The 19,297-nt window shown below is 70.9% G+C and carries 22 protein-coding genes; 12 read left to right on the top strand and 10 right to left on the bottom strand.

Annotated elements, in window-relative coordinates:
- The first annotated feature begins 15 nt into the window (after positions 1 to 15).
- Both ACSLTV_RS14325 and ACSLTV_RS14320 read left to right on the top strand, forming a co-directional pair.
- Complete coding sequence (locus tag ACSLTV_RS14325; RefSeq protein WP_435612252.1) at positions 16 to 1,275, top strand: VWA domain-containing protein; 1,260 nt, start codon at positions 16 to 18, stop codon at positions 1,273 to 1,275.
- Positions 1,275 to 2,078, top strand: a complete 804-nt coding sequence (locus ACSLTV_RS14320) for a hypothetical protein (protein ID WP_432156460.1) — start codon at positions 1,275 to 1,277, stop codon at positions 2,076 to 2,078. The genes ACSLTV_RS14325 and ACSLTV_RS14320 overlap by 1 nt, the downstream gene beginning before the upstream one ends.
- A gap of 103 nt (positions 2,079 to 2,181) precedes the next feature.
- Here ACSLTV_RS14320 and ACSLTV_RS14315 read toward each other — a convergent pair whose 3' ends face one another.
- The gene (locus ACSLTV_RS14315; protein WP_432137072.1) at positions 2,182 to 2,814 is read right to left on the bottom strand and encodes a winged helix-turn-helix transcriptional regulator; all 633 of its coding nucleotides are present in this window, start codon (positions 2,812 to 2,814) and stop codon (positions 2,182 to 2,184) included.
- An 81-nt stretch (positions 2,815 to 2,895) separates the two neighbouring features.
- On the opposite strand from ACSLTV_RS14315, the gene ACSLTV_RS14310 reads away from it, so the two are divergent.
- Complete coding sequence (locus tag ACSLTV_RS14310) at positions 2,896 to 4,104, top strand: pyridoxal phosphate-dependent aminotransferase (RefSeq protein WP_432137071.1); 1,209 nt, start codon at positions 2,896 to 2,898, stop codon at positions 4,102 to 4,104.
- Positions 4,105 to 4,138: 34 nt separating this feature from the next.
- Here ACSLTV_RS14310 and ACSLTV_RS14305 read toward each other — a convergent pair whose 3' ends face one another.
- Positions 4,139 to 4,570, bottom strand: coding sequence for an ATP-binding protein (locus ACSLTV_RS14305; RefSeq protein ID WP_435612251.1), 432 nt, complete (start codon positions 4,568 to 4,570; stop codon positions 4,139 to 4,141).
- A gap of 136 nt (positions 4,571 to 4,706) precedes the next feature.
- On the opposite strand from ACSLTV_RS14305, the gene ACSLTV_RS14300 reads away from it, so the two are divergent.
- From ACSLTV_RS14300 to ACSLTV_RS14275, 6 genes are all read left to right on the top strand, one after another.
- Positions 4,707 to 5,534 (top strand): helix-turn-helix domain-containing protein, encoded by an 828-nt coding sequence (locus ACSLTV_RS14300; protein WP_435612250.1) that lies wholly within the window; start codon positions 4,707 to 4,709, stop codon positions 5,532 to 5,534.
- The gene (locus ACSLTV_RS14295; protein ID WP_435612249.1) at positions 5,531 to 5,734 is read left to right on the top strand and encodes a DUF397 domain-containing protein; all 204 of its coding nucleotides are present in this window, start codon (positions 5,531 to 5,533) and stop codon (positions 5,732 to 5,734) included. The genes ACSLTV_RS14300 and ACSLTV_RS14295 overlap by 4 nt, the downstream gene beginning before the upstream one ends.
- Positions 5,731 to 6,375: a hypothetical protein gene (locus ACSLTV_RS14290; RefSeq protein WP_435612248.1), complete on the top strand. Its 645-nt coding sequence runs from the start codon at positions 5,731 to 5,733 to the stop codon at positions 6,373 to 6,375. Before ACSLTV_RS14295 ends, ACSLTV_RS14290 begins: the two co-directional genes overlap by 4 nt.
- A 51-nt stretch (positions 6,376 to 6,426) precedes the next feature.
- Positions 6,427 to 6,849, top strand: coding sequence for an acyl-CoA thioesterase (locus ACSLTV_RS14285; RefSeq protein ID WP_432137066.1), 423 nt, complete (start codon positions 6,427 to 6,429; stop codon positions 6,847 to 6,849).
- A gap of 165 nt (positions 6,850 to 7,014) precedes the next feature.
- The gene (locus ACSLTV_RS14280) at positions 7,015 to 7,275 is read left to right on the top strand and encodes an NUDIX domain-containing protein (RefSeq protein WP_435612247.1); all 261 of its coding nucleotides are present in this window, start codon (positions 7,015 to 7,017) and stop codon (positions 7,273 to 7,275) included.
- Between the two features lie 144 nt (positions 7,276 to 7,419).
- Complete coding sequence (locus ACSLTV_RS14275) at positions 7,420 to 8,520, top strand: barstar family protein (protein ID WP_432137064.1); 1,101 nt, start codon at positions 7,420 to 7,422, stop codon at positions 8,518 to 8,520.
- 149 nt (positions 8,521 to 8,669) lie between these two features.
- Here the strand turns inward: ACSLTV_RS14275 and ACSLTV_RS14270 are convergent, their stop codons facing one another.
- From ACSLTV_RS14270 to ACSLTV_RS14235, 8 genes are all read right to left on the bottom strand, one after another.
- Positions 8,670 to 9,044: a cold-shock protein gene (locus tag ACSLTV_RS14270; RefSeq protein ID WP_432137063.1), complete on the bottom strand. Its 375-nt coding sequence runs from the start codon at positions 9,042 to 9,044 to the stop codon at positions 8,670 to 8,672.
- A 211-nt stretch (positions 9,045 to 9,255) separates the two neighbouring features.
- The gene (locus ACSLTV_RS14265; RefSeq protein ID WP_432156468.1) at positions 9,256 to 10,632 is read right to left on the bottom strand and encodes a nucleobase:cation symporter-2 family protein; all 1,377 of its coding nucleotides are present in this window, start codon (positions 10,630 to 10,632) and stop codon (positions 9,256 to 9,258) included.
- Positions 10,633 to 10,849: 217 nt separating this feature from the next.
- The gene (locus tag ACSLTV_RS14260; RefSeq protein WP_432137061.1) at positions 10,850 to 12,226 is read right to left on the bottom strand and encodes an 8-oxoguanine deaminase; all 1,377 of its coding nucleotides are present in this window, start codon (positions 12,224 to 12,226) and stop codon (positions 10,850 to 10,852) included.
- Between the two features lie 111 nt (positions 12,227 to 12,337).
- Positions 12,338 to 13,273 (bottom strand): factor-independent urate hydroxylase, encoded by a 936-nt coding sequence (gene pucL, locus ACSLTV_RS14255; RefSeq protein ID WP_432137060.1) that lies wholly within the window; start codon positions 13,271 to 13,273, stop codon positions 12,338 to 12,340.
- An 8-nt stretch (positions 13,274 to 13,281) separates the two neighbouring features.
- Positions 13,282 to 13,701, bottom strand: coding sequence for a hydroxyisourate hydrolase (gene uraH, locus ACSLTV_RS14250; protein ID WP_432137059.1), 420 nt, complete (start codon positions 13,699 to 13,701; stop codon positions 13,282 to 13,284).
- 4 nt (positions 13,702 to 13,705) lie between these two features.
- The gene (gene uraD, locus ACSLTV_RS14245) at positions 13,706 to 14,218 is read right to left on the bottom strand and encodes a 2-oxo-4-hydroxy-4-carboxy-5-ureidoimidazoline decarboxylase (RefSeq protein WP_435612246.1); all 513 of its coding nucleotides are present in this window, start codon (positions 14,216 to 14,218) and stop codon (positions 13,706 to 13,708) included.
- 157 nt (positions 14,219 to 14,375) lie between these two features.
- A complete protein-coding gene (locus tag ACSLTV_RS14240) occupies positions 14,376 to 14,744 on the bottom strand; it encodes a helix-turn-helix domain-containing protein (protein ID WP_432137057.1) in 369 nt (122 codons plus the stop codon).
- Positions 14,741 to 14,989, bottom strand: coding sequence for a hypothetical protein (locus ACSLTV_RS14235; protein WP_432137056.1), 249 nt, complete (start codon positions 14,987 to 14,989; stop codon positions 14,741 to 14,743). The genes ACSLTV_RS14240 and ACSLTV_RS14235 overlap by 4 nt, the downstream gene beginning before the upstream one ends.
- Positions 14,990 to 15,157: 168 nt before the next feature.
- On the opposite strand from ACSLTV_RS14235, the gene ACSLTV_RS14230 reads away from it, so the two are divergent.
- The 3 genes from ACSLTV_RS14230 to ACSLTV_RS14220 all read left to right on the top strand — a co-directional run bounded on the left by ACSLTV_RS14230 (position 15,158) and on the right by ACSLTV_RS14220 (position 18,538).
- A complete protein-coding gene (locus tag ACSLTV_RS14230) occupies positions 15,158 to 15,979 on the top strand; it encodes a TIM barrel protein (RefSeq protein WP_432137055.1) in 822 nt (273 codons plus the stop codon).
- A gap of 25 nt (positions 15,980 to 16,004) precedes the next feature.
- The gene (locus ACSLTV_RS14225; protein ID WP_432137054.1) at positions 16,005 to 16,901 is read left to right on the top strand and encodes a 2-hydroxy-3-oxopropionate reductase; all 897 of its coding nucleotides are present in this window, start codon (positions 16,005 to 16,007) and stop codon (positions 16,899 to 16,901) included.
- A 173-nt stretch (positions 16,902 to 17,074) separates the two neighbouring features.
- A complete protein-coding gene (locus tag ACSLTV_RS14220; protein ID WP_432156470.1) occupies positions 17,075 to 18,538 on the top strand; it encodes a catalase in 1,464 nt (487 codons plus the stop codon).
- The last annotated feature ends 759 nt before the right edge of the window (positions 18,539 to 19,297 follow it).

The following is a 19,297-nucleotide window of genomic DNA, read 5'->3' as shown; positions in this document are numbered from 1 at the left end:
CAATAGGATCCGCCGATGATCAGAACACAACGGCTGGCGGCGGGCGTGTGCGCCCTGTTCGCCGCGCTGGCGGCCGGGATAGCGGTCCCGGGCGAGGCGGCCGCCGACGAGATGAGCGCACGCGCGCCGAAGGTCGACCTGGTGCTCGACGTCAGCGGCTCGATGCGCACCAAGGACATCGACGGCGGAACCCGCATGGCGGCGGCGAAGCAGGCGTTCAACGAGGTGCTGGACGCGACGCCCGAGGAGGTCCAGCTCGGCATCCGCACGCTGGGCGCCAACTACCCGGGGGACGACCGGAAGACGGGCTGCAAGGACACCGCGCAGCTGTATCCGGTCGGCCCCCTGGACCGCACCGAGGCGAAGACCGCGGTGGCCACCCTGCAGCCCACGGGGTGGACGCCGATCGGTCCGGCGCTGCTGAAGGCGGCCGACGACCTGGAGGGCGGCACCGGTTCCAAGCGGATCGTGCTGATCAGTGACGGCGAGGACACCTGCGCGCCGCTCGATCCGTGCGAGGTGGCGCGGGAGATCGCCGCCAAGGGCATCGGCATGACGATCGACACGCTGGGCCTGGTGCCGAACACCAAGCTGCGCAGGCAGCTCAGCTGTATCGCGGAGGCGACCGGCGGGACGTACACCTCGGTCGAGCACACCGACGAACTTGCGGACAAGGTCAACCAGTTGGTGGACCGGGCGGCCGACCCGGTGGTGACGCCGGTCGCCGTCGAGGGCGCGTCGTCGTGCGAGAAGGCACCGGCGCTGAAGTCGGGTCTGTACACCGACCGCGAGGAGTTCGGCCAGCAGCGGTGGTACCGGGTGGACGTCGAGCCGGGTCAGGAGCTGCGCGCCTCGGTGAGCGTCGCCGCGGACCGCGTCATGAACCCCGACTACGGGGTGCTGCTGCGGGCGATCACCACGCACGGCCGGGAGATCGTGCGCGGTGAGGCCGCGGGCAACGGCCGCACCGACGTGATCTCGACCGGGCTGCGCTACCCGCGCCCGGACGGCGACGACGACGCTCCGGCGGAGACGGTGTGCCTGCTGGTGACGAACTCCTTCTCGGCGGCCTCGGGTGTGAAGACCACGCCGGGCATGCCGGTGGAGCTGACCGTGGACGTGGTCGACGGTCCGTCGTCCGCGGACGACGTGGCGTCCTTCGGTCTCGGCCGGGGCTGGTGGCTGCTCGGCCTGCTGGTGCTGGTGGGCTTCCTGGCGGGTCTGATCTGGGGCTGGCTGTCGCGCTGGCGTGTCGCGGTGTGGAGGACCAACTGATGCGGATCACACGCGCCCTGGGCGCGGCTCTCGTCCTGGTCGGCCTGGCGGCGGCGCCCGCCGCGGCCGACGCCTCACCGTCCGCGAGCCCGTCCCAGGGGTCGTCCGCGCCGACCTCGGCGGGCACGTCGTTCCGTTCGGCGGCGGAGATCGACCAGGGGGAGACCGCCACGGCGAGCGCCTCCGCGGGTGACTACCTGTACTGGTCCTTCCCCGCCGACGCGGGTCAGCGGCCCACCGTGAAGGCCACGGTGAAGCTGCCCGAGTCGCACGCGGCGCAGACCTGGCAGGTCGACGTGTACGACGGCCTGCGGCGCCGCCAGGCGTGCCAGTACGGCGCCCAGAAGCGCACGGCGGGCCAGGGCACTGCCACGGTCGAACTGGCCTGCGTGCTGCGGACGGTGCGGGCCTGGTCGGAGGCGTGGGCCAACGACCCGCTGCCGGGCACCTACTACGTCCGGCTCACGACGGTCGGCCTCGGCGCGGACGACCTGGGCCAGCCGGTGCAGGCCGAACTGCGGGTCGACTCCAAGGACATCGGCGGCGCGGCGGCGGTCGACGGATGGCTGGCCGAGCCGCTGGTGCCGGGCATCGCCGCCCGGCCGGAGAAGGAGGAGGACGACGACACGGCGTCGGCCGTGCTGTCGAGCATCGAGCCGGACGACGGCTGGTCGTCGGGCTGGTGGTCCGACCGGTGGGTGTGGACGGGGATCGGAGCGGTTCTCGCTGCGCTGGCGGGTATCGGCGGTTACACGTTGACCCGGGGTGCCGGGCGGCCCGGTCGGGTGCCGTCGGGCGGCTGATGTCGTGTCAGGAGGCCCGCCGTGCGCGTACCCGTGCGGCGGGCCTCCGGTGTGTCGCGCGGGTGCGGCGCCGTTGTGGTTGATCGCGCAGTTCCCCGCGCCCCTAAAGGGCCTGCTGCCGCAGGGCCTTGGCCAGGGTGCCCTCGCCCGTCACCTCGGCCCGGCCCTCCCGCACCGCCTGCGGCAGGCCGGTGTCGCCCCGGCTGACGGCCTCCCACGTACCGGCGTCCAGCACGAGGCGCGCGTCGGGCTCGCGGGGGGCCGGGCCCTCGCCGTAGACCGGACCGTCCTCCGCGCCGACGTACACGTGGAAGTGGCCCTCTTCGAGGCGCACTTCGACGATCCCCTCGCCCTCCAGGGCGCGCAGCAGGGGCAGGGCGAACCAGTGGGCGCGCACCGCGTCGGTGGGCCGCCGCTCGCCCAGCTCGGCCTGCCCCCACTCCCCCAGCGCCTGCAGGACGGGCAGCAACCGCCGCCCCCGGGACGTCAGTTCGTACACGTACGCCGCGCCGGGCGGGGGCAGCCGACGCCTGGCGGCCAGCCCGTCGCGTTCCATGTCCTTCAGCCGCGAGGCGAGTACGTCGGTGCTCACACCCGGCAGGTCGGCGTGCAGGTCGGTGTAGCGGCGCGGGCCGGCGAGCAGCTCCCGGACGATCAGCAGGGTCCAGCGGTCGCCGACGGTGTCGAGCGCGCGGGCGGCGGAACAGTACTGGTCGTAGCTTCGGCGAGGTGACATGGGACGCAGTCTAGACAAGTGGTTGGACTTTCCAAGCTCCAACTTGGTAAAACCAAGCAACCCCAGTTACCGGAGGGACCCATGGAGTTCCGGCAGTCGAACAAGCTCAGCGAGGTCTGTTACGAGATCCGCGGCCCGGTGATAGAGCACGCCAACGCGCTGGAGGAAGCGGGCCACAGCGTGCTGCGGCTGAACACCGGCAACCCGGCGCTGTTCGGCTTCGAGGCGCCGGAGGAGATCCTCCAGGACATGATCCGCATGCTGCCGCGGGCGCACGGCTACACCGACTCGCGCGGCGTCCTCTCCGCCCGCCGCGCGGTCGCCCAGCGCTACCAGACGCTCGGCCTGGAGGTCGGCGTCGACGACGTGTTCCTCGGCAACGGCGTCTCCGAGCTCGTCTCCATGGCCGTACAGGCGCTGGTCGAGGACGGCGACGAGATCCTGATCCCGGCGCCCGACTTCCCCCTCTGGACGGCGGTGACCACACTGGCCGGCGGCAAGGCGGTCCACTACCTCTGCGACGAGCAGGCGGAGTGGTACCCGGATCTGGCCGACATGGAGTCGAAGATCACCGACCGCACCAAGGCGGTCGTCCTCATCAACCCCAACAACCCGACCGGCGCGGTCTATCCCAAGGAGATCGTCGAGGGCGTCCTCGACCTGGCGCGCCGCCACGGCCTGATGGTCTTCGCCGACGAGATCTACGACCAGATCCTCTACGACGACGCCGTGCACCACTCGGCCGCCGCGCTCGCCCCCGACCTGGTGGTGCTCACCTTCTGCGGCCTGTCGAAGACGTACCGGGTGGCGGGCTTCCGCTCGGGCTGGCTCGTGGTGACCGGCCCCAAGCAGCACGCGAAGGACTACCTGGAGGGCCTGACCATGCTGGCCTCCATGCGGCTGTGCGCCAACGCCCCCGCCCAGTACGCCATCCAGGCCGCACTCGGCGGCCGCCAGTCGATCCGCGAACTGACCGAGCCGGGCGGCAGGTTGCGCGAGCAGCGGGACGTGGCCTGGGAGAAGCTGAACGAGATCCCCGGGGTGTCCTGCGTGAAACCGAAGGGCGCGCTGTACGCCTTCCCGCGCATCGACCCCAAGGTGCACCCCATCCACGACGACGAGAAGTTCGTCCTCGACCTGCTGCTGCGCGAGAAGATCCAGGTGGTCCAGGGCACCGGCTTCAACTGGCCGACCCCGGACCACTTCCGCATCCTCACCCTCCCCCACGCGGACGACCTGGAGGCGGCGATCGGCCGGATCGGGCGGTTCCTGAGCGGGTACCGGCAGTAGGGCGGCCGGTCCGGCTCCGGGCCGACAGCGGCCTTCACCTCAGCGCGACCTCGCACCACACCGTCTTCGTACACGGGTCGTCGCAGATCGTCCCCCAGCGGGTGGACAGGGCCTCGACCAGGAGCAGGCCCCGGCCGGACTCGCCGGAGGCCGGCGGGAGCGCCCCGGGGGCGGGCGGGCGCCGGTCCGGGCGGGTGTCCGTCACCTCGACGCGCAGGCTGGGCCCCGCCGGGTCGAGGACGAGGCGGAGGCGGAAGTCCCGGCCCGGCGTCGCACCGTGCCGGACGGCGTTGGTGACCAGCTCCGCCACCAGCAGCGTCGCGGTGCGGTGCGCCTCCGCACCGTACGGCCAACCCCACGCGTCCAGTTGTCCGGCGGCCAGGCGGCGGGCCAGGCGGGCACCCCTGCGGGTCGCCGAGAGCTGGAGCGTGAAAGGTGTCGCCCGGTGCGCGATATCGACGTTCATGTCACTCAGCGTGGTCGGCTGACTCTACTCTGAACAGCGGCAACGGCAGTACGCAGCGTCACTGTCCGGTCGCTGTCCGGCGCGGTCCGGGCGGTGTGGGTGGCGTGGCGCGGACGGCACGCGGGAGGTGTCCGGGATGAGTGACGGACTCGTCGACGACGAGGAGTCGGCGGCGGTACTGCGCATGGTCGGCAGGGTCATCAAGACCTGCCGCGAGCGGAAGGGCCTGAAACAGGCCGAGTTGGGCGCGGCCATCGGGTACAGCGACGAGCAGGTGTCGTCGGTGGAACGGGGGCGCCGGGCACCGAGCGCGAAGTTCCTGGAGGAGGCCGACCGGGTTCTGGACGCGGGTGGCCTGATCGACGGGCTCAGGAAGGACGTGGAGCACGCTCGGTATCCGAAGAAGGTCAGGGATCTGGCCAAGTACGAGGCCGAGGCCGTCGAGATCTGTGCCTACGACAACTCCGTGGTCAATGGGCTGTTACAGACGGAGGAGTACCTGAGAGCTGTGTTCGGCTCACGCCGTCCTGCCTTCTCCGAGGAGGAGATGGAGCAACTGGTCGCGGCACGGCTGGCCCGGCAGGAGATCATCCGGGGAGACCAGATGATCCCCGCCTTCAGCTTCGTCCATGATGAGGCTGCCCTGCGGAGGCCCGTCGGGGGCAGAATGGTGTGGCGCCGACAGCTCGAACGGCTGTTGGAGGTGGGGCAGATGCGGAACGTCGAGATTCAGGTGCTGCCCATGGATTGCGAGGACAACGCGGGCCTCGACGGCCCTTTCCACCTTCTGCGGCTGCACGAGGGCACCACAGTGGGGCACAGCGACATCCAACTCGTCAGCCGACTGATCTCGGACCGCAGGGAGATCCAGATCCTTGAGCTGCGCTATGGGATCATCCGAGCTCAGGCCCTCACCCCACGGGAGTCGCTGGCCTTCATCGAGAAACTGCTTGGAGAGACATGAGCCTGAAGCCCACGGCCGGTGTCAGTACCGAACTGGAGTGGTTCAAGAGCAGCCACAGCAATCCCGACGGAGCGGCCTGCGTCGAGGTGGCTTCCGTCCCCGGTACCGTCCACGTCCGCGACTCGAAGCACATACACGGCCCCCGCCTCGCCTTCGAACCCCGCCACTGGGCCGCCTTCCTCACCTACGCCGCCGAGTGAACCGACCGCTCAGCCCCGCGCAGCGGCGGGTCGTCGAGGCGGCCGATCCGGTGACCGGGCGGCTGAAGGCCACGCCCGCGCAACTGGACGCCCTGGTCAGGCGCGGGCTCGCGTTCCGGCACCCCCGGCCGCCGCACGACCACTTCCTCACACCGGCCGGCCATCGGGCGCGGGAAGCCATGAGGACACCGGAGCCGGAACCGGAACCGGTGCCGGTGCCGATCGAGCGCGCGGACACTGGTGGGTTCGCGGCGCGGGTCGGCGGGGAGCAGGACGCGCCCGGTGACCCCGCGGCGCGGGCCCGCGAGGTGCACAGCGCCTGGCAGGGGCTGCTGGAGCTGCGGCGGATGACCAATCCGGACGGTTCGACGCAGCGGCCGTGCGGCTGGGAGCGGGCGCATCTGGTGCGGGCCGCCGCGCTCGCGCTGGAGGCGGCCGGGCACCGGCCCGCCGGTCCGGACGGCGACGGCTACCGGGTGCGGGAGACACCGCAGCCGGAGGCCGTGGCGGTCGGCGGGCCGGGCGGGGAGTTCCTGCGGGCGTGCGCGGGCACGCTGGAGGGGGCCGGGTGGCAGGTCGGTGAGCACACGGACCCGCGGTCGCGGCAGCGGTATCTGCTCGCCTCGCCACGCCGGACCTGACCGGCATGTCAAGATCGGTGAGTCATGCACCGACCGCGTGAAAGGGAAGCAGTGAGCGAACCGTTCTCCGTCCGGGTGACCGTCCGCGGCTACGAGACCGACGTACAGGGCCACCTCAACCAGAGCGTGTACATCAACTACGCCGAGCACGCTCGCTGGTCGCTGCTCCAGGCGGCCGGCATCAGCCAGGCCGACATGGTCGGCACGGGCGTGGGCCCGGTCGCACTGGAGACCACCATCCGCTACCGGCGTGAACTGCTGGCAGGCGACGAGGTCGACGTGACGTGCGTCTTCGAGTGGGGCGGAGGCAAGACCTTCCGCATCGAGCAGCTCATCCGCAAGACGGACGGCACGGTCGCCGCCGAGATCACGGCGGTGGGCGGGCTGCTGGACCTGAAGGAGCGGCGGATGGTGGCCGACCCGCAGGACTACTTCAGGAAACTGGCCACCGACCTGAGCCTGTTCGGTCTCTGAACATACCCGTTGAGGGTGGGCCACGGGTCGGACAGGCGCCCCGGCGGAACGGACCGCGGGGGCCCTCGCCGAGCGTCAGGAGTCTCACGCGAAGTCCAGGTCGCTCGAAATGTCGATCAGCACAGTTCTTGATCGACATTTCGAGCACGGCATAGCGTCAGGACGGTGGAAACTACGCACCGGCCCGCCGCCCGGGTCATCTGCCTTGACGCCGCCAACCGCCTGCTTCTTCTGCACTGGCGGGACCCGTTCGACGGAACGTGGCTCTGGGAGCCCCCCGGTGGCGGTATCGAGTCCGGCGAAACGCCGCTGGTGACGGCGCGACGTGAACGGGCCGAGGAAACCGGACTCGACCCGGCTGCCGTCCTTGACCGGTCGGTGCTCGACGCCCTCGTGCCAGACGGTCCGTGGTGTGATCGTGCATGAGCTGCGGCCTCCCCTTTCCGTTTCCGTATCGTTGGCGCGAAGGTCGCTCACATGCTCGGGGGTTGGGTGCGTATCGCAGATCACGCCGTGTGGGACCGGGGTTTTCCAGTGAAGTACCTCTTGGTGAAGGAGGACGATCACGGCGTGGAACAGCTCTGGGGGAGGTGCGCGGGCGCCGAAGGACTGTTCGCCGACCCCGTCCCGCCGCCACGGGAGGTTCTCACCCTCCGCGGATGCCGCCCCGACGGCCTCCTGAGCAAGGTTCTGGCTGAGCCCGATGCGTCGCTGCGCGGTCTGGGCGACGTGTGCGTCGAGGTCTGGAACGACGAGAACCCCGTGCAGTGGTGGACGCTCGTCGATGCCGTCGTGGTGGCCCATCAGCCCTACTCGGCCGATCCGGCGCGGTACGACATCGTGCTCGGCGCCGGCGTCAGAAACGAGGAAGGCTTCTTCGAACTGCCTGCGGCGCCGCGCTTCGAGCTCTTCGCGGGAACGACAGTCGTTGCGGCAAAGGCAGGCCGGTGCTCCGCCGTGGACGGCCTGTTCAAAGCGCGAGTGGAACCAGCTCCCGTTCCGCTGCAGCTCATCGGCTGCGAGCCTGCGGAGCCCCTGCTCGCGGCGCTGCGGCGGCCCCGTCGATGGGAGCGGGACTGGGCCTACCTCCTGGTGCTGGACCGTCATGGTGCTGTGATGGCCTCCCGCCCCGTGGGCCTGGCCATTACCGGAGCGCGACCATCCGTGCTCGGCGGCACGCTCGTCGACATCACCCTCACCGATGGCGGCGACGACCGGCCACCGCTGGCGGCCCGCCCGATCTGGTCGGAGTGGCACCAGGGCCCGCCGACAGAGCCCAACCTGTGGGCGCCGTACGACTCACAGGGCAGGGCCGCATGGTTGGACCTCACCACACGTGCCTGGCGGGCGCCCGCGCTCCACCCGGACCGGTCCGGCGGTGAGCACCATCTCGACGGCCGATTCGTCACGGACGTTTCCGGGCTGCACTGCGCGGTCGCCGAGGCCCTGCTCGGGCCCGGCCGCTATTTCGGCCGGGAGTGGAACGCGCTCAAGGACTGTCTGGGCGGTGGCTTCGGGGTGGCCCCTCCCTTCACCTTGACCTGGCACGACTCCGAGATCGCGCGCCGCGCGCTTCGGGACGTCGTGGGGGATCCGGAGGACGGGCTCTCCTACTTCGAGGACGTCGTGCGGCTCCTCGAACGGTGCGGCGTCACGGTCGTGCTGCGGTGAGCCCGCATGCGACCGAGCGAATACGGCTCCTGGAGGCTGAGGTGTCTTCAGCACCCGCTGTTGGCGCCACAACGCATAGTGCCCTGTTCAGTCGATCCGCGTGCCTGTGCGTGACATGTGGCCGGCCGGTCCTGGCCAGGGCGTACCGATCAGGTGTCGAAGGTGATGTCGAGGCGGGAGGAGTAGCCCGTACCGTGCGCGCTTCCGCCGGACTCCGTCGGTGACTGCGACGGCCCGGACGGCCAGACGTGCACGGCTCTCCAGTCGAAACCGTCCTGTTCGGCCCGCTCCACCGTGAAGGTGACAGGCTGACCGTCGGTCAGGGTGCGGAAGCCCTCGGCCTGAACGGCCGAGTAGTGGGCCCACACGTGGTGGTCCGGCAGGGTGGGCGTCACCAGGACACCCCACCCCTCCTCCTCGTGCCACTCACGCACGCGCCCGCTGAGGACGTCGTCGGATGCCGGATCGGACGTGGCTCGGTCGGGCACGCCTTCCTCCCGTGTGTCGATCGTCGATCCGGCCATGGCAGTACCTCTGGTCAGACGGCACGCGACCGGTGCTCATCACCGTAGTGGCACCGTCAGGAAGCACGGAGCAGGGCTTCCGGAGCCGGGCCGTCGTGGTCCGAGAAGAGGGCAGACCACCCGGCACGGGGCCGGGGATCACCGACGAGCAGGCGACCGCCCCGTGGGGGGCGGCATCTCCCCCGGGCGGTCGGCTGCCGTGCCCACATGATCAGTGCACCGCGGCGATCTCCTCCCCCGCCTCCATCGGATGGGTGACGTCCTGGGCCTCGCCACCCCGCCCCAGGTGATTGAAGACCAGGTTGAGCAGGACCGCCGCCACGCAGCCGGTGGATATCCCGGAGTCGAGGACGATCCTCGCGGTCTCCGGGAAGGCGTGGTAGAACTCCGGCGCGGTGATCGGGATGATGCCGACGGCGAGCGAGACCGCGACGATGAGGACGTTGTTGTCCTTGTCGAGGCCGGCCCGGACGAGGGTCTGGATGCCGCTGGCGGCGACCGAGCCGAACAGGACGACGCCGGCGCCGCCCAGCACCGGGCGCGGGACGACCGCGATGAGGGATGCGGCCATCGGGCACAGGCCCATCAGGACCAGGAAGGCGCCGCCGGTGGCGACGACGTAGCGGCTGCGGATCCGGGTCATCGCGACCAGGCCGATGTTCTGGGCGAAGGCGCTGCACATGAAGCCGTTGAAGAGCGGGCTGAGCGCCGAGCCGAGGGTGTCGGCGCGCAGGCCGGCCGCGATGGTCCGCTCGTCGGCCGGGCGGTCGACGATCTCGCCGAGGGCGAGCATGTCGGCGGTCGACTCGGTCATGGAGACGACCATGACCACACACAGCGAGAGGATCGCGGCGAGCTGGAACTGCGGGGCGCCGAAGTGGAACGGTGTCGGGAAGCCGACGACGGCCGCGTCCGCGACCGGGCCGAAGTCGGTGGCGCCGAAGGGGACGGCGACGAGGGTGCCTGCGACCAGGCCGAGCAGGACGGCGATCTGCTTGACGAAGCCGCTGGTGAAGCGGCGCAGCAGGAGCACGATCAGCAGGGTGGCGCCGGCCAGGCCGAGGTTGGTGCCGGAACCGTAGTCGTCCGCCGCGGGGCTGGAGCCTTGTGCCCAGCCGAAGGCGACCGGCAGCAGGGAGACGCCGATCAGCGTGATCACCGTACCGGTGACGACGGGTGGGAAGAAGCGGACCGCCTTGCAGAAGACGGGTGCGGCGAGGAAGCCCAGCAGACCGGCGACGATCACCGCGCCGAAGATGACCGGCAGGGCGTCCGACTTGTCGTCGGTGGCGGCGACGATCGCGGTCATGGGGGCGACGCCGGCGAAGGTGACGCCGTTGACGAAGGGCAGCCGGGCGCCGATCTTCCAGATGCCCAGCGTCTGCAGGAAGGTGGCGAGGCCCGCGGTGAACAGGCAGGCGCCGGTCAGGAAGGTCAGGTCGGTGGCGGACAGGCCGATGGCCGCGCCGACGATCAGGGGTGGGGCGACGACTCCCGCGTACATGGCGGCCACGTGTTGCAGACCCGTGGTGGCCATCTTGAGGACGGGGAGCTTCTCGTCGACGGGGTGGGGTGACTGAGCGGACACTGCGGCTCTCCTCCGGTCGGTGGCACGTCGGCTCTGACGTGGGTGCAGGGAGGTGGTGCGCCGGCCGTGCGGGACCGGAGAGGACGGGACGGTGACCGTTCCGGGGCGCGCGTGCGCGCCCCGGAGCCGGCCGCCGTGGACTCCGCTGGAGTCCACGGACACCGGTCGGGAGCCGTCCCTCCCGACCGGAGCTCAAGTGCCCTGTGACGGCGCCGGGTTACCGGTCGGCGATCCGGGCCAGTCGCCGTGCCTCGTCGCGTGTGACCCGGGCGATCGCGTCCTCGTCGGCCGTCAGCAGCCGGTTGTCCTCGACGATCTGACGGCCGTTCACGAAGGACGCGGTGACCGGTGCGGCGGCGCCGAACACCAGGGCGGTGACCGGGTCGGCGATGGAGGCGTGGGCGAGAGTATCCAGCTTCCACAGCACCAGGTCGGCGAGCTTGCCCGGCTCCAGGGAGCCGATCTCGGCGGCCCGGCCGAGCACCTGGGCGCCGCCGTGGGTGCCGAGGCGCAGCGCCTGTCGGGCGTTCAGCGCGGCCTCCCGGTGCGCGCCGAGCCGGTTGATCAGCAGGGCGTTGCGCAGTTCGGTGTGGAGTTCGCCGGACTCGTTGGAGGCGGTGCCGTCGACGCCGAGGCCGACGGGGACTCCGGCGGCGAGCATGTCGGGCACGCGGGCGATGCCGGCCGCGAGACGGGCGTTGGACGAGGGGCAGTGGGCGACACCGGTCTTCGTGCGGGCGAAGGCGTCGATGTCGGAGTCGTTCATGTGGACGCAGTGCGCCATCCACACGTCCTCGCCGAGCCAGCCGGTGGACTCGAAGTAGTCGGTCGGGCCCATGCCGAACAGTTCGTGGCAGAACTTCTCCTCCTCGACCGTCTCCGAGCCGTGGGTGTGCAGCCGGACCCCGAGGCGGCGGGCCAGCTCGGCACCTTCGCGGAGGAGTTCGGTGGAGACGGAGAACGGCGAGCAGGGGGCGACCGCGACCTGGGTCATCGCGTCGAAGGAGGTGTCGTGGTGCTGCCGGACGGTGTCCTCGGTGGCGGCGAGCGCGCCCTGAAGCGTCTCCACGGCGAAGTCCGGGGGCAGGCCGCCGTCCTTGACGCTGCGGTCCATGGAACCGCGGGCCAGGGTGAAGCGGACGCCCATGTCGCGGGCGGCGCGGATGATCGCGCCGGACAGGTCGCCGGAGCCCTGCGGGAAGACGTAGTGGTGGTCCATCGCGGTGGTGACGCCGCCGCGGGCCATCATCGCCAGTGATCCCTGGGCGGCCGCGTGGACCATCGGCTCGTCGATGCGCGCCCAGGTGGGGTAGAGCGCGACGAGCCAGTCGAAGAGGTTGTGGTCGGTGGCCAGGCCCCGGGTGATCCACTGGTAGAAGTGGTGGTGGGTGTTGACCAGGCCGGGGGTGACGAGGTGCCCGGTGGCGTCGATCCGGCGTACGACGTCCGTCAGGCCCTCGGGGGCCTTGCCCGCGCCGAGCGACTCGATGCGGTTGTCCGCGATGACGACGTGCCCGACGGCGTACTCGGTGTCGTTCGCGTCCACCGTCGCGATCGCCGCGTTCTCGATGACGATGCGCTGGGCTGCTGCCATGATTCGTCCTTTGCGCTTCAGGTGGAGTGGGCACGGCAGGACCCGTGGGGATTTGAGTGCCGTTGCCGGCGGAGTACCCGCCGGCAACGGGTGCCGATGTTCCGGTGTGGCTTACAGGTTGGTCATGTCGACCGGGATGAGCTGTTCGGCGCCGTCCCGCAGGATGGTGGCCTCGATCAGGCCGTAGGGGCGGTCGGCGGCGTAGTAGACCGCGCCGTCCTTGGCCTCGTTGTCGATCCCGAAGGGCGACAGGTCCGAGCGGAAGTGGTGCTTGTTGGGCATCGAGAAGCGGATCTCGTCCACCTCGTCGCGGGTGTTGAGCACCCGCACGCCCATCTCGAAGAGGGTCTGCTGGAGCGAGTACGAGTAGGTCTCGGCGAACGCCTGGAGCGCGTGCTTGCGTACGCCGTTGTAGGAGCGGTCCCAGTCGGGGGCGTGCGAGTCGACGCCGTCCCAGTTGTGCCGCCACCAGGTGGAGACGGTGGTGGCGAGGATGCGGTCGTGGTCCTCCTGGAGGGTCGTGTACTTGTCCTTCAGGAAGCCCCAGAACTCGGAGTTGGTCGTGTTCAGGACGGTGAGGTCCTTGAACCCGGACAGCACCTGGATGCCGTGCCCGTCGTAGGTGATCTGCGCGACGCGGGTCTCCTGGCCTTTGCGGACGAAGGAATGGGCGATCTCGTCGGCGCCGACGAATCGGGCGCCGCCCTGGGAGGTCTCGATCCGCTCCCAGGCGTACTCCTCGACGCGGATACGGGCCCGGTGGATGGGCTCGTTGTCGTCCACGAAGTGTCGGGCGAGCTTGACGCCGAAGTCCTCGGCGCTCCGGATGCCGTGCTCCTTGGCGAAGGCGTACACCGTGTTCTTGGTGGTGTCGGTCGGCAGGACGTTGGCGTTGGAACCGCTGCGGTGGACCTCCTCCATGTCGCCGGAGAGGGCGACGGAGACGTTCAGGTCCTTGATGTGGTGCGTGTCGCCGTCACGCGTGATCTTGACGACGCGGTTCTCCGCCTTGCCGTACTGGTTCTGTCCCAGGACGAAGCGGGTCATGGTGTCGGTCAGCTCCCTCGGTAAACGGAGTAGCCGAACGGGTTGAGCAGCAGCGGAACGTGGTAGTGCTCGCCGGGCACCACCGCGAAGGCGATGGTGACCTCGGGGAAGAACACCGGCCGGTCGTTCTCGCTGTCCCGAAGCGCGGGGGCGTCCTGCTGGGCCGCGGCTTGCTTCTTGGTGAAGTACGTCTCGGTGTCGAAGGCGAGGCGTACGTGGGTGGTTCCCTCCGGCAGGGCCGGCAGGTCCTTGCACCGCCCGTCCGCGTCGGTCGCGGAGCCGCCGAGCGGCCGCCAGTCCCCTTCCCGCCCGTCATGGGCGGACCGCCCGGAGCGGGCGCTGAGGTGGACGGCGACGCCTTCGGCGGGGCGGCCGAGGCTGGTGTCCAGGATGTGGGTGGACACCGAAGCGGTGGTGCTGGTGCTCATGGGGTCAGGCTTCCTCTTCGACGAGCCGGGCCAGACGGATCCGGTTGATCTTGCCCAGCTCGGTGCGGACGATCTCCCGCTCCTGCTCCGGCGCGTTCCCGATGCGCTCCTTGACCGCGTCGCGCATCTCCTCGGCGGTCCGGCCGGTGGCGCAGATCAGGAAGACGTGGCCGAACCTCTCCTGGTAGGCGAGGTTGAGTTCCAGCATCTCCTCCTTGAGCCGCTCGGAGGCGCCGGCCATGCCGCGCTGTTCGCGGGCAGAGGCCGGGTCGCCGGGTTTCGGCCGGCCGATCGGCGGGTGCCCCGCCATGGCCTCGGCCAGGTCCGCCGGGGTCAGCTCGGCCATGGCGGCGTCGCTCGCGGCGTACAGGGCGTCGGCGGTGGCGTAGGGGCGGGCGGTGAGCAGCCGGCCGGCCCAGGCGGTGGAGGCACACGCCTCGTGGAGGGCGGCGGCGGCCGCGGTGTCCTCCAGGTCGTTGAACCGGGCCAGGCCCGGGGGCGTGGAAGTCGAAGTCACGGGGGCCTCCGTGGCCGTTTCGGCCTTCGTGCTGAACGGGCTGCGGTCAGCTAACGCCCCGTCGCGACCCCACGTCAACACTTTGTTGAAAATTCGGGGTGACAAACGCGTTGCCGGTCCGCCGCACGGCCACCCCGCCCGGTCGGCCGGCCGTCGATCAGCCCTCTTTCTGGCGGTTGAGGTAGTTGTAGACCGTGAAGCGGCTGACGCCGAGGGCGCTCGCCACGGTCTCCACACCGTGCCGGACGGAGAAGGCGCCGCGCGCCTCCAGCGTCCGCACGACCTCCTGCTTGGCCTTGCGGTCCAGGTCGGAGAGCGGCTTGCCCCGCCTGCGCTCCATGGCGGCCAGGATGTGGTCCAGGGAGTCGGCGAGCTGCGGCAGGCGCACCGCGACGACGTCCGCACCCGCCCAGGCGAGCACCACGTCCTCGGGGCCGGCCTCGTCGGGCGGGAGCAGCTCCCCGCCCATGGCGTCGACCAGCGGTTTGACCGCCGCGATGAAGGACTCCTCCCCGGTGCCGGTCACTCGCCCTCCTCTATGACGTTCACCTGGAGGGACACACGGGTGGCGCCGGCCTCCAGGCTCTTGCGCAGCAATGCGTCCACCGCGCCGAGGACCGCGTCGGCGCGCCCCTCGGCGGTGTTGCCGAACGGGCCGACGTCCACCGCGTCCAGCTCGGCCGCCTCGACGACCTCACGGGCCACCACCGCGTGCGCGGGCGCCTCGTCCAGGTCGAAGGGTTCGGTCGTGAACTCCACTCTCAATCGCACTCGCTCAACCTAACGCGCGACACGCCCCACGGGGCAGCCCCGGAGGGCGCGGACCGTCGGCACCGTCCGGGACCCCTTGACAAGCCGCGAGCACCGACGGCAGTCTTCCATTAAGCAGAAACTAACTTCCGTAATACGGAATACACCACGGAAGGGAGCGCGGGATCCATGGGATTCGCAGACCAGCGCTTCAACGTCAACCTGTCGATCCTCTTCACGGAACTCCCGCTCCTGGAGCGCCCGGCGGCAGCCGCCGCGGCCGGCTTCACCGCGGTCGAGCTGTGGTGGCCCTGGACCGACACCCCCACCCCGGAGCGCTCCGAGCCGGCCGCGCTGAAGAAGGCCGTCGAGGACGCGGGCGTCCAGCTCACCGGCCTGAACTTCTACGCCGGCCGGCTGCCCGGACCGGACCGCGGGGCCCTCTCCGTCCCCGGCGAGGAGTCCGAGCGATTCCGCGCCAACATCGACGTGGCCGCCGACTTCGCGCAGTCGCTGGGCTGCACGGCGCTCAACGCGCTGTACGGCAACCGCGTCGAGGGCGTGGACCCGGCCGAGCAGGACGCGCTCGCCCTGGAGAACCTGGTGCTCGCCGCGCGCGCCGCGGACCGGATCGGCGCGATCCTGCTGATCGAGGCGCTGAACAAGCCCGAGTCACCGCTGTACCCGCTGGTGTCGGCCCCGGCCGCCGTCGGGATCGTCGACAAGGTCAACGCGGCGAGCGGACTCGGCAACGCCCGCTTCCTCATGGACCTCTACCACCTGTCCATGAACGGCGAGGACCTGCCCGCGGTGATCGACGCGTACGCGCCGAAGACCGGCCACGTCCAGATCGCCGACAACCCGGGACGCGGCGCCCCCGGCACCGGCTCCCTCCCCCTGGAGAAGCTGCTCGACCGGCTCGCCGAGGCGGGCTACGACGGCTGGGTCGGGCTGGAGTACAAGCCGGGCGACCGCCCGAGCGCCGACGCCTTCGAGTGGCTGTCCCGCTGACCCCCTGTATGTGAGAGGCACCCCTATGAGCACCGACAACCTTCCCAAGATCGCATGGATCGGCCTCGGCATCATGGGCTCCCCCATGTCCGAGAACCTGATCAAGGCGGGCTACTCCGTCACCGGTTACACCCTGGAGCGGGACAAGCTGGACCGGCTGGCCGCCGCGGGAGGCACCGCGGCCGGCTCGATCGCCGAGGCCGTGCGGGACGCCGACGTCGTCATCACGATGGTGCCCGCCTCCCCGCAGGTCGAGGCCATCGCCTACGGCCCCGACGGCATCCTGGCCAACGCCCGGCCCGGCACCCTGCTGATCGACATGTCCTCGATCACCCCGCAGACCTCCGTCGACCTGGCGAAGGCCGCGTCGGACCAGGGCATCCGCGTCCTGGACGCCCCGGTGTCCGGCGGTGAGGCGGGCGCCGTCGAGGCCGTGCTGTCCATCATGGTCGGCGGCGAGCAGGCCGACTTCGACGCCGCCGAGCCGATCTTCGAGGCGCTGGGCCGGACGATCGTGCTGTGCGGTCCGCACGGCTCGGGCCAGACCGTGAAGGCCGCCAACCAGCTGATCGTCGCCGTGAACATCCAGGCGTGCGCCGAGGCCGTCGTCTTCCTGGAGAAGTCCGGCGTGGACCTCAAGGCCGCGCTGGACGTCCTCAACGGTGGGCTGGCCGGCTCCACCGTGCTGACCCGCAAGAAGGACAACTTCCTCAACCGCGACTTCAAGCCGGGCTTCCGCATCGACCTGCACCACAAGGACATGGGCATCGTCACCGACGCCGCCCGCACCGTCGGCGCGGCCCTGCCGGTGGGCGCGACGGTCGCCCAGCTGGTGGCGTCGCTGCGCGCCCAGGGCGACGGCGGCCTGGACCACTCGGCCCTGCTGCGGGCCGTGGAACGCCTGTCCGGCGCCCAGGTCTGACCGCCCCTCCCCCCGACTTCCGGGCGGCGCCGCCGCTGACATTGTCCTGTCGCGCCCAGGCGGCGGCGCCGCCCGGAATCCCCTTCAACAAAACGTTGACGCTCCGATCGCCCACTCCTAGGCTCCACGAAGCGGAAACACATTTCCGCTGACTCCCGCACGGAAGGTCCTCGATGTCGAAGCGCGTGCTCACCACCGAGTCCGGCGCCCCCGTCGCCGACAACCAGAACTCCGCCACCGCCGGCGTCGGCGGCCCGCTCCTCCTCCAGGACCAGCACCTGCTGGAGAAGCTCGCCCGGTTCAACCGCGAGCGCATCCCGGAGCGCGTGGTGCACGCCCGCGGCTCCGGCGCTTACGGACACTTCGAGGTGACCGACGACGTCACCGGCTTCACCCACGCCGACTTCCTCGGCGAGGTCGGCCGGCGCACCGAGGTGTTCCTGCGGTTCTCGACCGTGGCGGACAGCCTCGGCGGGGCGGACGCGGTCCGCGACCCGCGCGGCTTCGCCGTGAAGTTCTACACCCGCGAGGGCAACTACGACCTCGTCGGCAACAACACCCCGGTGTTCTTCATCAAGGACCCGATCAAGTTCCCCGACTTCATCCACTCGCAGAAGCGCGACCCCTTCACGGGCCGTCAGGAACCGGACAACGTCTGGGACTTCTGGGCCCACGCCCCCGAGGCCACGCACCAGGTGACCTGGCTGATGGGCGACCGCGGCATCCCGGCGTCGTACCGGCACATGAACGGCTACGGCTCGCACACCTACCAGTGGACGAACGCCGACGGCGAGGCGTTCTTCGTCAAGTACCACTTCAAGACCGACCAGGGCATCCGCTGCCTGTCCGCCGAGCAGGCCGCCGAACTCGCGGGCCAGGACCCCACCTCGCACCAGACCGACCTGCTCCAGGCCATCGAGCGGGGCGTGCGCCCCTCGTGGACCCTGTACGTCCAGCTCATGCCGGCGGCCGAGGCGGCGGACTACCGCTTCAACCCGTTCGACCTGACGAAGGTCTGGCCGCACCGGGACCACCCGCTGCGGCGCGTCGGCCGCCTCGTCCTCGACCGCAACCCGGACAACGTGTTCGCCGAGGTCGAGCAGGCCGCGTTCTCCCCGAACAACTTCGTGCCGGGCATCGGCCCCTCGCCGGACAAGATGCTCCAGGGCCGCCTGTTCGCCTACGCCGACGCACACCGCTACCGGCTGGGCGTCAACCACACGCTGCTGGCGGTCAACGCGCCGAAGGCCGTGCCGGGCGGCGCCGCCAACTACGGCCGGGACGGCTACATGGCGGTCAACGGCCAGGGCCGGCACGCCAGGAACTACGAGCCGAACTCCTACGACGGCCCGGTCGAGACCGGCCGCCCGCTGTCCGCCCCGCTGGCGGTGACCGGCCACACCGGCACCCACGAGGCGCCGCAGCACACCAAGGACGACGACTTCTTCCAGGCGGGTGAGCTGTACCGGCTGATGTCCGCGGACGAGAGGTCCCGCCTGGTCGCGAACATCGCGGGCAGCCTGTCCCAGGTCTCCCGCAACGACGTGATCGAGAAGAACCTGGCCCACTTCCACGCCGCCGACCCCGAGTACGGGCGGCGTGTCGAGGAGGCGGTCCGCGCCCTGCGCGAGGACTGAACCCCCTGACGGCGTCCGGGACTTGACGGGGAGGTCAAGCCCGGACGCGCCCGACCCGCCACCGCCGAGCGATCCGGATGAGGGGTGATCGCGCGGTACGGCGGGCAAGGTGAGGACCGCGGCGGCGTGCGAGCCAGTGCGGTGGTCAAGGACCCGGGCCCCCTTCTCGACCTGAGGGAAGGCGCCCCGGATCCGTCGCCACCGCCGCGGTCCCAGCCCACCGACCCCGTCCGGTGGCGCGAACGTACTGACTCGCGCCCAGCCTCGCGCCATCGGACGGTCATACGACACCGAGCGCTCCCGAGCCGGCCGGACACCGGCGAGGGAGCGCTCCGCGCTGTCCGCCCGCACCTCGCAGGGAACCGCACCTCGCAGCGAACCGCTCCTCGCGGGGGCGAACCTCGCAGGGAACCGCTCCTCGCTGGAAGTATCCAGTGGTTGCCTCCGTGGGCTTGCCGGGATGAGGGTCCAGCCCCCGTGACGGCGCCGTCGCAGCCGCGGGACAGCGCCCACGGCATACGCCGGGGAGCGTAGGGATCGTGCGTAGAGCCGGTACGCCAACCTCAAATGAAGCTCTGAAGACGCGTCGGGGGGCTTCAACCGGGGCCGGTGCAGGGCACATTGTTCTCGTGCGGGGCCCGCCGGCACGGGGGCGGCGGGCCACCGCGAGCCGCTCGGCACGATGCGGACCCCGGAGCGTCCAACGGGGGCGTGCGAGCGGGGGAACGCCGAAGGGGAGGGGAGAAAGAAGGGGGGGGG

The sequence above is a fragment of the Streptomyces sp. bgisy159 genome (genome assembly GCF_965341775.1).
GTDB lineage: Bacteria > Actinomycetota > Actinomycetes > Streptomycetales > Streptomycetaceae > Streptomyces.
Note: the sequence above shows the minus strand (reverse complement) of the source record. Positions and strands in the feature narration are given on the sequence as shown.